The following is a 12,437-nucleotide window of genomic DNA, read 5'->3' on the forward strand; positions in this document are numbered from 1 at the left end:
TCAGGCGGGGGACAGGGCGGCGGGGGACGCGGCGGTGAAGGCCGCGCGGGTGGGGGAGCAGGGGCGCCGGTCGAGGACCGCGAAGACCACCTCGTCCACCGCGTGCGCGAACCGCCCGCCCGGCCGCGGCAGTACGCCGAAGGCCGCCGCCACCCTGGCCGGGTCGTTCTGGAAGACCCCGCAGCCCCAGGCCCCGAGCACCAGCCGCCGGTAGCCCTGTGCGACGGCCAGTTCGAGCACCCGTCCGGCCCGGACGTCGAGCGCGGGTCCGACCTCGCCCGTACGCTCCGGCAGCGTCCGCGCGATCACCCCGGCGTTGGGCGCGGGGCAGGTGAGGAAGCCGGCCCACCATGGCCGCGGCACGAAGCCCGGGACGCGGCGGAATCGCCTCGCGCCGCGGCCCGCCGCTGACAGCGCCCGTCACGTCCGCCGCCGGGCCGTCAGGACGACTTCCGGCGCAGCCGCGCGGCCACGCCCTTCTGGGCCTGCTCGGCCTTCACGTCGCCCGCGTAGCGGTCCACGTACTCCTGCCCGGACATCGCCAGCACCTCGTACATGATCTCGTCGGTCACCGCCCGCACCACGTGCCGCTGGTCCTCCATGCCGTAGAAGCGGCTGAAGTCCAGCGGGGCGCCGAAGCGGATGGTGACACGGCCGATGCGCGGGATCTTCCGCCCGGGCGGCTGGAGTTCGAAGGTGCCGACCATCGCGCACGGGACCACCGGGGCGTGCGCCCGCAGCGCCATCACCGCCACACCGGTCCTGCCGCGGTACAGCCGCCCGTCGTGCGAGCGGGTGCCCTCGGGATAGATGCCGAGCAGTTCACCGCGGCCCAGGACGCCCAGAGCCGCGTCGATCGCGGACTGGGACGCCTTGCCGCCCGAGCGGTCCACCGGGATCTGGCCTATCCCGCGGAAGAAGGCGGCGGTCAGCCGGCCCTTGAGCCCGGGGCCGGTGAAGTATTCGGCCTTCGCCAGGAAGGTGATCCGGCGCGGCAGCATCGCCGGCATCACGAAATGGTCGGAGAAGGACAGGTGGTTGCCGGCGATGATCGCGGCACCGGTCTCCGGGATGTTCTCCATGCCCTCGATCCGCGGCCGGAACAGCAGCCGCAGCAAAGGCCCGAGAACCACGTACTTCAGCACCCGGTAGAACACGGGCCGCCTCCCCCTCGACAGGCCCGGCACGCCCGGGCCGCGCTGCGCCGGTCCACCCGGCGCCCCGGCAGAGTAGTGCCCGCCCGGCCACCGGGACCAGCGCGGCGCCCGGGCCAGCGGCGCCCGGCCCGGGAGCGCCCGGCTCAGCCGCGCCCGCGCGCCTCCAGCGAGGCCAGATACGCGTTGTACGCCACCAGCTCCGCGTCGCCGTCCCGGTCGGCCGCCCGGTCCTGGCGGCGGGCCTGCCGCTGCTCGGAGGTGTACCACTGGAAGAGCAGCGCCACCAGCACGATCACCGACGGGATCTCGCTGAACGCCCAGGCGATACCGCCCGCCGACGTCTGGTCGTTGAGCGGATCGATGCCCAGTGACGCCGCCGGGTGCCTGAACGTGCTCACCAGCGGCTCGCTCGCCATCATCACCGCGATGCCGAAGAAGGCGTGGAAGGGCATCCCGGCGAAGAGCTCCAGCATCCGCATGACGTAGCCGGGCCGGTGCGGTCCCGGGTCGATGCCCATGATCGGCCAGAAGAACAGCAGCCCCACCGCGAGGAAGTGCACCATCATCGCGATGTGCCCGGCCTCGCTGCGCATCAGGAAGTCGAACAGCGGCGAGAAGTACAGCCCGTACAGGCTCGCGATGAACAGCGGGATGGTGAACGCCGGATGCGTGATGATCCGCAGGTACCTGCTGTGCAGCAGCTTCACCAGCAGCTCGCGCGGCCCGGTCCTGCCCCGGCCGGCGGTCGGCAGCGCCCGCAGCGCCAGCGTCACCGGCGCGCCGAGCAGCAGCAGGATCGGCGAGAGCATGCTGAGGATCATGTGCTGCACCATGTGCACGCTGAACATGACCATGCCGTAGTCGTTGAGCCGGGTGCACATCGTCACGCCGATGGTCAGCACCCCGACGGCGAACGCGGCCGTACGCCCCACCGGCCAGCGGTCGCCGCGCCGCCGCAGCCGCAGCACCGCGTAGCCGTACAGCGCGAGCAGCAGCACGCAGCCGATCAGGAAGAACGGGTCGCCGCTGCTGAAGGCCAGGCCCCGGCCGAGGGTGAACGGCGGCAGATCCATGTGCATGCCGTGTCCACCGTGGTCCATCCGTCACTCCTCCGTCGCGCCGACCGGCAGCAGGCCGATTCGACCGTTGTGCCCGCTCCAGAGTAGAACCGCCCCCGTCCGGCGGTCCGGGCGGGGGCGGCTGCGTACGTACGGGACGGCGCTGCCGAGGTCAGCGGCTCACAGGACGCACTCGGCCTCGGTGTAGCGCTCGGCCGGAACGGTCTTGAGGTGCTGCACCGCGTCGGCCAGCGGCACCAGGGTGATGTCGGTCCCGCGCAGCGCGGTCATCATGCCGAAACGCCCGTGGTGCACGGCCTCCACCGCGTGCCAGCCGAAGCGGGTGGCCAGCACCCGGTCGTACGCGGTGGGGGTGCCGCCGCGCTGCACATGGCCGAGGATCACCGGGCGCGCCTCCTTGCCCAGGCGCTCCTCCAGCTCGACCGACAGCTGGTTGGCGACACCGCTGAACCGCTCGTGCCCGTAGACGTCGGTGGCGCCCGAGGAGAACTCCATGGTGCCCTCGCGCGGCTTGGCGCCCTCGGAGACCACCACTATCGCGAACTTCTTGCCGGCCGCGAAGCGCTTGCCGACCACCGCGGTCAGCTCGGCGATGTCGAAGGGCCGCTCGGGCACCACGATCGCGTGCGCGCCGGCCGCCATGCCCGAGTGCAGCGCGATCCACCCGGTGTGCCGCCCCATGACCTCCACGATCAGCACCCGCTGGTGCGACTCGGCGGTGGTCTTGAGCCGGTCGAGCGCCTCGGTGGCCACCGTCACGGCGGTGTCGAAGCCGAAGGTGACATCGGTCGAGGAGATGTCGTTGTCGATGGTCTTGGGCACTCCGACGATCGGCAGGCCGGCGTCCGACAGCAGCCGGGCCGCCTTGAGGGTGCCCTCACCGCCGATCGGGATGATCGCGTCGAGGCCGAGGTCGGCCACATGGCCCCTGGCCTGCTCGACACCGCCGCGCAGATGCGCGGGCTGCACCCGGGACGAGCCCAGGATGGTCCCGCCGCGTGCCAGGATGCCGCTCACCGCGTCGAGGTCGAGCTTGCGGTAGTCGCATTCGAGCAGGCCCCTCCACCCGTCGTGGAAGCCGATGACCTCGTCATTGTGGTCCACGACGGCGCGGTGCACCACGGACCGGATGACGGCGTTCAGCCCGGGGCAGTCGCCGCCGCTGGTCAGTACACCAATACGCATGCTCTCGATACTCCCGCAACTCGACCGGACCGCCGGACCCCCTCGTCCGGATGGATCCCGGCCAGCTTACCGAGCCGGAAGCTCACGCCTCCACGCCGACCGCACTGCGGACATCTGACGATTACCCGAACTCCAGGGGACGGTTCCGCAGCGTGACGCGCCGCGGGTCAGGCGGGCTGCACCGCTGCCGCGATCCGCTCGGCGCGCAGCGCGTCGTACCACTGGTCGTCCACCGGCGGCAGCGCGTTGACATCGAGCGCCAGCTTGATCAGCAGGTCCCCGATGTGCGGGTTGCGGGCCATCACCGGGCCGTGCATGTAGGTGCCGAAGACCGTGTCGTTGAACGCGCCCTCGGTGCCGTCCCCGGTGCCGTTGCCCCGGCCGACCCGCAGCCGGGCCAGCGGGCGGGCGGTCGGCCCGAGGTGGGTGATGCCCTGGTGGTTCTCGAAGCCGGTCAGCGGCGGCAGCCCGAGGTGCGGGTCGATGTCGGCCAGGACGTCGCCGACGCACCGCTCGCCCTCGCCGCGGGTGCTCACCACGTCCAGCAGGCCCAGGCCCGGCTCGGGGCGGCCCAGGTCGTTGATGAACTCGTGGCCGAGGATCTGGTAGCCGGCGCACACCGAGAAGACGATCGCGCCGTTGGCCACCGCCCGGTTCAACCCGCCGTCGCGGCGCAGCCGTTCGGCCGCGAGCCGCTGCGGGCGGTCCTCGCCGCCGCCGATCAGGTAGATGTCGCCCGAGGTCGGGATGGCGTGGTCGGAGCGGACGTCCACCCGGGTCACCGGCACCCGGCGCTGGAGCGCCCTGCGCTCCACCACCAGCGCGTTGCCCTGGTCGCCGTAGGTGCTCAGCAGGTCGGGGTAGACCCACACCAGGCGCAGGCTGGACTCACTCATACGTGCTTCTCCTTGTCGGGCGGCGGCGGCGCGGCGGCCGGGCGGCGGTGTCGGGCGGCGGACCGCCCGCGGTGGCCTGGGTCAGTTGCCGACGCGGCGGCGCAGGTCCTGGAAGGCGGTGTAGTTGGCGATCGCCTCGATCCGGCCGGGCGGTGCGGACCGGACCGCCTCGTCGAGGTTGGCGCACACGAGGAACTGCAGCCCCGCGACCTCCAGGCGTACGGCCAGGTCGAGCTTGCGGTCGCCGATCACCATGATCGGGTGGCCGGCCAGCCGCGGGTAGTCCACGTCCCACAGCCAGGAGGTGTCGGTGCCGTCGGCGCCGCGCGCGTTCACCGACAGGATCACCGGCGTGGGCGGGCCGTCGATCAGCGAGAACGTCTCCAGCCACCCGGCCGGGTTCTTCGCCAGCAGCAGCCGCAGCTCGCGCTGCTGGAAGGTCACCACGTCGTAGCGCCCGGCGACCGCCTGCACCTTGAACATCCGCTCGAGGGCGACCTTGGGGTCGATACCGAAGGCGGCGGCGACGGCGGCCGACACGGCGGCGTTGGACTTGTTGGCCCGGCCCGGCAGCTGGAGGTGGATCGGCCAGGCGACACCGTAGGGGTCGATGACATGGTCACCGGACAGCGCCCAGGTCGGGGTGGGGCGGCGGAAGCCGCACTCGCCGCAGAACCAGTCGTCGCCGGGGCGCTGGAGCACCCCGCCGCAGGACGGGCAGGACCAGGCGTCGTCCTTCCACGACTGGCCGGCCGCGACCCACACCACGGTGGGGCTGGAGGAGGCCGCCCAGGTGATCAGCGGGTCGTCCGCGTTGGCGATGATGATCGCCTCGGACCCGGCCAGGCCCTCGCGCCACTTCTCGGCGAGCATCCGGGTCTCGGCGGCCCGGTCGAGCTGGTCGCGCGACAGGTTCAGCAGGGCGATGGCCTTGGGGGCGACGTCCCTGGCGACACCGGCGAGGTACTTCTCGTCCACCTCGATCACGCCGAAGCGGGCGTCCGAGCCGCCGGCCAGCGCGGAGGTGATGCCGGCCGGCATGTTGGCGCCGAGGGCGTTGGAGACCACCGGGCCGCCGGCCCGCAGCGCCTCGGCGAGCAGCCGGGTGGTGGTCGTCTTGCCGTTGGTGGCGGACACCAGCACCACGTCGAGGTGCCGGGCGAGCCTGGCCAGCAGGTCGGGGTCGAAACGCAGCGCGACCTTGCCGCCGATCACCGACCCGCTGCCCTTGCCCGCCGCGCGGGACACCGCCGCCGCCGCCTTGCCCGCCGTCACGGCCAGCTTCGCCCGTGGCGACAGCGGCTCCGAATTGCCTGCCATCGTCTGTCTTCCTCCTCGACTCCGGCCGCGATGCCGCCCGCGGTGGCCGGTATTCCGTCCCCCGGGCGGCCGTTGCGGCGGCCGGCAAGTTCCGGTCGAGGCCAGCCTATCGACTCCGCGCCGCCTCCCCGCACCGCGCCGCCCGGCGGAGGACCGCGGTCACAGGCCGGGGCTGCCCGCGCGGTCGCCCGCCTCGGCGAGCCGGCCCCACAGGAGATCGGCCAGGTGGCGCACCAGCAGGTCGCGCGACAACGGCCGCTCGCCGAGCCACCAGTCGCCCGCCGCGTACATCATCCCGACGATGCCGTGCCCCCAGACCCGGGCCACCTGGCGGGTGTCGGGGCCGAGGTCGAGGCGTTCCGCTATGACCTCGCCGAGGTCCTCGCCCATCCGCCGCAGCAGCGGGACGGAGTGCCGTCCGACGTCGAAGCCCTTCTCGTCGGAGGAGGTCTCGGCGGGGTGCATCAGGAAGCGGTAGACCTGCGGACGGGTCTCGATGGCCGACAGATAGGCGTGCAGCGTCGCCTCGACCCGGTCCCTGCGGTCGCCGGGGGAGTCCAGCGCGGTGCGCAGGGTGGCCAGCAGGGCGTCGGTGTGCCGCTTGGCCAGCGCCCGGTACAGGCCGCTCTTGTCGCCGAAGTGCCGGTAGAGGATGGGCTTGGTGATCCCGGCCTCGGCCGCGATGGCGTTCATCGACGCCTCGGGGCCGTCCCGCAGCACCACCCGCTCGGCGGCCTCCAGCAGTTCCGTACGCCGCCGCTGCGTGGCCGCCTGCTGGTCCTGCCGCTGTCCGGTCTCCACCGCGCCTCCCCGTTGTTCGATTGCCGGTGGGTCTGCGCAACGTAACACCCCCGGCACGGGCGCTCACGTGGCGCTTGGCGAGTTGACATCGCTTACCAGACGGTAACAGACTGCTGTTACCGCAAGTAACTAGCATGTGGAGGGGACGATGGGCGACTTCACGCTCGATCTCAACGATGACCAGCGGTCGGTGCGCGACTGGATCCACGGCTTCGCCGCCGACGTGATGCGCCCCGCCGCGGCCGAGTGGGACGAACGCGAGGAGACCCCGTGGCCCATCATCCAGGAGGCCGCCAAGATCGGCTTGTACTCGCTGGACTTCTACGCCCAGCAGTTCTTCGACCCCACGGGCCTCGGCATCCCGATGACGATGGAGGAGCTGTTCTGGGGTGACGCCGGTATCGCCCTGTCCATCGTCGGCACCGGGCTGGCCGCGGTCGGCGTGCTGGCCAACGGCACCGAGGAGCAGATCGGCACCTGGGTCCCGCAGATGTACGGCGACGCCGACGACGTCAAGGTCGCCGCCTTCTGCTCCTCCGAGCCCGACGCCGGCTCCGACGTGGGCGCGATGCGCACCCGCGCGGTCTTCGACGAGGCCACCGGGGAGTGGGTGCTCAACGGCACCAAGACCTGGGCCACCAACGGCGGCATCGCCAACGTCCACGTGGTCGTCGCGGTGGTCGACCCCGCCCTCGGCACCAGGGGCCACGCGTCCTTCATCGTGCCGCCCGGCACCCCCGGCCTGTCGCAGGGCCAGAAGTTCAAGAAGCACGGCATCCGCGCCTCGCACACCGCCGAGGTGGTACTCGACGGCGTACGCGTCCCCGGCGACTGCCTGCTCGGCGGCAAGGACAAGCTCGACGAGCGGCTGGCCCGCGCCCGTGAGCGGGCCGCGGCCGGCGGCACCGGGGCGGCCGAGCGGGGCAAGAACGCCGCGATGGCCACCTTCGAGGCCTCGCGCCCCGCGGTCGGCGCGATGGCGGTCGGCACCGCGCGGGCCGCGTACGAGTACGCCCTCGAATACGCCACGGGACGCGAGCAGTTCGGCCGTCCGATCATCGACAACCAGGGTGTCGCCTTCCAGCTCGCCGACATGCGCACCCAGATCGACGCGGCCCGGCTGCTGGTCTGGCGGGCCTCCTGGATGGCGACCGCGGGCAGGCCGTTCACCTCGGCCGAGGGGTCGATGTCCAAGCTGTTCGCCAGCGAGACCGCCAAGAAGGTCACCGCCCAGGCCGTCCAGATCCTCGGCGGCAACGGCTTCACCCGGGAGTACCCGGTCGAGCGGATGCACCGGGACAGCGCGATCTACACCATCTTCGAGGGCACCAGCGAGATCCAGCGGCTGGTCATCGCCAGGACGCTGTCCGGCGTGCCCATCCGCTGACCGGCCCGCCGCGAGGGCTCAGCGGGCCGCCGCCCCGTCACCGGGGCGGCGGGCCGCCGCCTGATCACTTGTCGTTGCTGTAACCGCGCAGCAGGAACCACGCCATGAGCGCCACGCCGACCACCGTGACGACGATGACCGTACGCATCACCGGCCCCGGGCCGACCGTGTCAGACGTCGCCAGGCTCGTCACGTCGTGGATCGCGCCGATGTGCATGAGGATGCTCCTTCTGGTCAGGTCCACCAGCGTAGACCCGCCCGCCGGGCCCGCCGTGGCATGGGTCGCCCCGAACCGCCCGCCGGATGGCGCCGGCCCGCCGACCTGGGGCGCAGCGCCTCGGCCAGCTCGTCCAGCGTGTCGACCAGCAGCGCCGCGCCGCGGCGTACGACCCGGTCGCCCGCCGGGTCCGACGGCCAGCGGTCCAGCTCGGCGCGCAGCGCCGACCAGTCCGGTGCCCGGCGCTGCCTGACCTCGTCGGCCGCCACCGCGGTCGCCCGGCGCAGCGTCGCCGCGAAACGCGCCGCCTCCGGCACCGGCGGCGCGTCCCCGGCCGGCTGGTGCGCCTCCATCAGCAGCCCCACCCGGCCCACCGCCGACAGCGCCGCGTCCGCGTCCCGCACCGCGCTGCGCGACAGCCCGCGGTGCCTGACCGGCTCCGCGTCCGCCCGGCTCACCGCCTGGTCCCAGGCCGCGCCCGCCGCCCGCAGGTCCAGCAGCGCCCGGCGCACCGCGCCGGGGCGGCGCCGCGAGGGCTCGGCGTGCGCGTACATCACCGCGGCCACGTAGCCGGCCGTCGCCTCGGTCCACTCCGCGAGCCGGTCCCGCAGCCGCGGTGTCTCCCAGGCCGGGAAGACCGCGTAGGCCGCCATCGCCAGCACCCCGCCCAGCAGGGTCAGCAGCACCCGGTCGCGCACCGTCTGCTCCAGCTGCGTACCGCCCATGGCCAGCAGGAAGACCACGTAGGCGCCCACGCAGGCCTGCGCGACCACGTAGCCGCTGCGCAGCAGCAGATACATCAGCCCGATGCTGACCACCGCGAGCGCGGCGAAGGTGTACGTGCCCGGGTGCGCGACCTGGGTGATCCCGGTGGCCAGCGCGACACCCACCAGCGACCCGGCGAAGCGGGCCACCCCGCGCTCGTAGGTCTGGGTGAAGTCGGGCCGCATCACCATCACCGAGGCCATCGGCGCCCAGTAGCCGTGCCCCAGCGGCAGCGCCGCCCCGATGAGGTAGCCGACCGCGGCCACCGCCGACAGCCGCAGCGCGTGCCGCAGCACCGGCGAGTCCCAGCGGACCTGACGGCGTACGGTCCGCACCGCGGTCGGCAGCAGCTCGCCGGCCGACGGGCGCAGCAGATGCGCGGTGCCGGTCGCGTCGGAGGGGCCGGAGCCCTCGGCCCTTTCCACCGCGGCGCTCAGCAGCGACACCAGCCGGGTGGCCGACCTGCGGGCGGCGCCGGTCAGCTCCGCGCCCGGCGCGTCGTCGGCCCGCAGCAGCGCGTCGGCCCGCTCGGGCACCCGCACCGGGCCGCCCTGCCTGATCGCCCGGGCCACCGCGTCCAGCACGCTCGCCGCCACCGCCAGCACCTCGCGCGCCCGGTCCCGCTCGGGACCCTCGGCCGCGGCGCCCACCCTCGGGTCGGCCAGCGAGGCGAGCACCGGGCGGATCCGCTCGGCCAGCACCCGGTTGCCGTGCAGCTCCTCGGGCCGCCGCCTGGCCTGCCGCGCGGTCACCTCGGCGGCGCTGCGCGCGGTCATCAGCGGCTCGGGGTCGAACGGCGCCTTCGGGTCGTGCCGCAGCCGGCGCGCGAAGTCCGCCTCGGCCGCGAAGGCGTCGGCCAGCGCGTCGCGCTGCGCGCCCCAGCGCCGGATCGGGAAGACCACGATCAGCGCCGCCTGCACCAGCGCGCCGAGCCCGACCAGCGCCGCGTGCTGGAGCGCGCTGAGCACCGAGGTCGGCAGGGTGACCGTCACCAGCATCACCGCGACCGTCAGCGCCGAGACCACGCCGGTGGTCGGGCCGAGCGCCCACGCCATGCCGGCCGCGAACGCCCAGACCGCCAGCAGCAGGACGAACAGCACCACGTGCGACGCGGCCAGGTAGCCGAGGAAGGTGCTGACCGCCAGCCCCGCACCGGCGGCCAGCGCCAGCACCGGCCGCGGACGCCAGCTGCGCTGGAAGGTGGCCATGCCGGCGGCGAACGCGCCGAAGGCCGACGAGGCCGCGACCGGCGGCGACCACAGCCACAGCGCCAGACCGATGACGATCGCGACCCCGCACGCCGCTCGCAGCGCCACCAGCGGCTCAAGACGGGTCCGTTCGACCCGCAGGCCCGACCTGGCGGTCTCCCGCAGCGCGCGCAACCACGTCATGGTCCAGAGCTTAGGCAGAAGGACATACCGCGGGCCGCCCGCGAAATGCCCCCGGACCAGCCGAAATCGGACAACCGCCGGGCCGGAGTGACGGCGCACACCCCGCGGTCCCGCCCACACCCTCACATCACCGCGCCACCGTCTGCTTCAATGGGGGACATGGCCAGCACTACTGACACCGGGACAGGTCGAAACGACCTCGAACCCTTCTGGCCGTCCCGGCAGGAACACCACTTCGACCGCTGGTGTTGCCGCGCGATCCCCGCGCGGACCCGCGTCACTCGCTGACCTGCCCCGAGCCCGGCCCTCAGTGGCCACGGGCGGCCGTACGGCAGCAGACGGTCCCGCGCACAACGGAGTCCCACGACCCTTCGCGCGAAAGAGCCGAGCCCATGTCGAACCTGCCTTCCGTCACCTCCCTGCCCTCGCACCCCGCACTCGCCGCCGCCCGGCAGCGGCTGCGCGCGGTACGCCCCGACGAAGTGCCGCCCGCCCCCGACTTCCTGCCGCCCGGCGCCACCTGGCTGCCCGCGCCCGGGCACGTCCTGCCCGCGGTCGCGGGGGGCGCCCCGATGGTCGGCTACCTGGTGCTGGTGCCCGCGGAGCCGGGCGCCGCCGTCCCGCCGCCCGTCGCCGACACCCCGCTCGCTCCCGCGCACGGGGTGCGGATCGACGAGGACCGCCGTACCGCCGCGGTGGACGACCGCCAGCTCGACCTGACCTACCTGGAGTTCGAGCTGCTGGCGCACCTGGTGGCCCACCCGCACCGCGTGCACTCCCGCGACCAGCTGGTCACCACCGTGTGGGGGTACGGCCACGTGGGCGACGGCCGGACGGTCGACGTGCACATCGCCCGGCTGCGCCGCAAGCTCGGCGCGGAGCACCGCGGCAGCATCGTGACCGTGCGCCGGGTCGGCTACAAGTACGCCCCGGCGCAGGTCGACCGCTCGCAGCCGGGAGCTACGGCACGACGGTGACGGGCCACTTGCCCGCCTTCACCAGACGGACGGCCACCGAGCCCACCAGCCGGTGGCCGGCCCGCTCCGAGGCGCCGACCACGACCGCGTCCGCGGTGAGCTGGTCGGCCGCCGCGGCGAGCCCGCCGTAGGGGTCGCCGCGGAAGGTGTGGAATTCCCACCGCACCTGGAAAGTACCGCGCAGCCGCTCCACCGACGCGCGGATCTCGGCGACCAGCTGCTCGGCGATCCCGGTGTCCACCTCGGAGACCGGGACGCCGAGTGCGGCGCCGCCCGGCAGGTACGGCTGCACATACACCAGGGCGAGCAGCGCGTTCTGCCGGCGCGCGAGCCCGGCGGCATAGGCGGCGGCGCGCCAGGACGAATCGGATCCGTCGATTCCGGCGACGATCACCTTCGGCCCGTCGGTGCCGCGTTCGAAACGCGGGGGGGATTTCTGCTCGTCCACCCGGTCAGGCTATCGGCCTGCGGCCTGCGGTTTCATCCCCGAGCACGCAGCGTTCTCACCCCAATGGGCGTATTGCCACGACATGCGCACCTTTGGGGGGCACGCTTTCCAGGAGGAGTGAAACCGGCGGCGTCCTTCCGCCCGGCGCGCGCACCACGGTCAGGTCCGCGCCCGCGCATCGACTCGCCGCCCACGCCGCTACCGGGGAGGTTTGTGATGCCGAGCGTGTCCACGAGCGTGTTCGTGTCCAGGCCGGACACCGAGGTCTTCGACTTTCTCGCCGACGCCCGCAATCTCGCCCTGTGGAGTTCCGGGGTGACCTCCGTGGACGCGGCCGCCGTGCTTCCCGGCCGTGACGCCGCGTACCGCTACCGCTACCCGGGCAGGCGCCGGCCGCACGAGCTGGTGACCGCCGACTTCGAGCCGTGCCGCCGCATAGTCTTCCGCGGGCAGCGCATGTGGAGCCCGCTGGGCACGCAGGTGCCGGTCTACGGCTTCGACCTGATCCCGCACGGCGACGGCACGATGGTCCGGCTGTCCGTGACCAGCTGCCTGAGCGCCGCGCTGCTGCTGCTCGCCCCGGTCGTCGCGATGGCCTGGCGGCGTGACCTGCCCACCGACGCCGGCAAGTTCTGCGACCTGCTCGGCGGCCCGGTCACCGCCGCCGCGCCGCCGCACGGTCCGCCGGTGCCCGCCTCCGGCCCGTCCGGCGGCGACCCCGGCGCGCAGGGCGCCCCGCCGCGGCGCGGCTCACCCGCGCCGGGTGGATTCGACTACGCTCATTGAGTGTTAAACTAACCTTGTGACGCGGTGC

At 73.5% G+C, this 12,437-nt stretch carries 12 protein-coding genes and 1 pseudogene; 3 read left to right on the forward strand and 10 right to left on the reverse strand.

Annotated elements, in window-relative coordinates; all coding sequences use genetic code 11:
- From OHA86_RS34860 to OHA86_RS34890, 7 genes and pseudogenes are all read right to left on the reverse strand, one after another.
- Positions 1–354 (reverse strand): annotated as a pseudogene (locus OHA86_RS34860) (TIGR02452 family protein); the annotation flags it as partial.
- An 86-nt stretch (positions 355–440) separates the two neighbouring features.
- Positions 441–1,157, reverse strand: a complete 717-nt coding sequence (locus OHA86_RS34865; protein WP_329181830.1) for a lysophospholipid acyltransferase family protein — start codon at positions 1,155–1,157, stop codon at positions 441–443.
- Between the two features lie 143 nt (positions 1,158–1,300).
- Complete coding sequence (locus tag OHA86_RS34870) at positions 1,301–2,257, reverse strand: cytochrome c oxidase assembly protein (protein ID WP_329181831.1); 957 nt, start codon at positions 2,255–2,257, stop codon at positions 1,301–1,303.
- A gap of 138 nt (positions 2,258–2,395) precedes the next feature.
- Positions 2,396–3,421: a 6-phosphofructokinase gene (locus tag OHA86_RS34875; RefSeq protein ID WP_329181833.1), complete on the reverse strand. Its 1,026-nt coding sequence runs from the start codon at positions 3,419–3,421 to the stop codon at positions 2,396–2,398.
- A gap of 167 nt (positions 3,422–3,588) precedes the next feature.
- Positions 3,589–4,317 carry a type 1 glutamine amidotransferase gene (locus OHA86_RS34880; RefSeq protein ID WP_329181836.1) on the reverse strand — a complete coding sequence of 243 codons (729 nt, stop codon included), beginning with the start codon at positions 4,315–4,317 and terminating at the stop codon, positions 3,589–3,591.
- An 81-nt stretch (positions 4,318–4,398) separates the two neighbouring features.
- The gene (locus tag OHA86_RS34885) at positions 4,399–5,637 is read right to left on the reverse strand and encodes a MurT ligase domain-containing protein (RefSeq protein WP_329181838.1); all 1,239 of its coding nucleotides are present in this window, start codon (positions 5,635–5,637) and stop codon (positions 4,399–4,401) included.
- A gap of 159 nt (positions 5,638–5,796) precedes the next feature.
- The gene (locus OHA86_RS34890; RefSeq protein WP_329181840.1) at positions 5,797–6,438 is read right to left on the reverse strand and encodes a TetR family transcriptional regulator; all 642 of its coding nucleotides are present in this window, start codon (positions 6,436–6,438) and stop codon (positions 5,797–5,799) included.
- Positions 6,439–6,586: 148 nt separating this feature from the next.
- Between OHA86_RS34890 and OHA86_RS34895 the strand changes: the two genes are divergently transcribed.
- Positions 6,587–7,825: an acyl-CoA dehydrogenase family protein gene (locus tag OHA86_RS34895; RefSeq protein ID WP_329181842.1), complete on the forward strand. Its 1,239-nt coding sequence runs from the start codon at positions 6,587–6,589 to the stop codon at positions 7,823–7,825.
- Between the two features lie 64 nt (positions 7,826–7,889).
- On the opposite strand, the gene OHA86_RS34900 is transcribed toward OHA86_RS34895, so the two are convergent.
- Positions 7,890–8,042 (reverse strand): hypothetical protein, encoded by a 153-nt coding sequence (locus tag OHA86_RS34900; protein ID WP_329181844.1) that lies wholly within the window; start codon positions 8,040–8,042, stop codon positions 7,890–7,892.
- 17 nt (positions 8,043–8,059) lie between these two features.
- Positions 8,060–10,198 (reverse strand): FUSC family protein, encoded by a 2,139-nt coding sequence (locus tag OHA86_RS34905; protein ID WP_329181846.1) that lies wholly within the window; start codon positions 10,196–10,198, stop codon positions 8,060–8,062.
- Positions 10,199–10,590: 392 nt separating this feature from the next.
- On the opposite strand from OHA86_RS34905, the gene OHA86_RS34910 reads away from it, so the two are divergent.
- Positions 10,591–11,175 (forward strand): winged helix-turn-helix domain-containing protein, encoded by a 585-nt coding sequence (locus OHA86_RS34910; RefSeq protein WP_329181848.1) that lies wholly within the window; start codon positions 10,591–10,593, stop codon positions 11,173–11,175.
- Here OHA86_RS34910 and OHA86_RS34915 read toward each other — a convergent pair.
- A complete protein-coding gene (locus OHA86_RS34915) occupies positions 11,159–11,623 on the reverse strand; it encodes a universal stress protein (protein WP_329181850.1) in 465 nt (154 codons plus the stop codon). The genes OHA86_RS34910 and OHA86_RS34915 overlap by 17 nt on opposite strands.
- Before the next feature lie 225 nt (positions 11,624–11,848).
- On the opposite strand from OHA86_RS34915, the gene OHA86_RS34920 reads away from it, so the two are divergent.
- The gene (locus OHA86_RS34920) at positions 11,849–12,409 is read left to right on the forward strand and encodes an SRPBCC family protein (protein ID WP_329181852.1); all 561 of its coding nucleotides are present in this window, start codon (positions 11,849–11,851) and stop codon (positions 12,407–12,409) included.
- The last annotated feature ends 28 nt before the right edge of the window (positions 12,410–12,437 follow it).

It is taken from the genome of Streptomyces sp. NBC_01477, from assembly GCF_036227245.1.
Classification (GTDB): domain Bacteria; phylum Actinomycetota; class Actinomycetes; order Streptomycetales; family Streptomycetaceae; genus Actinacidiphila.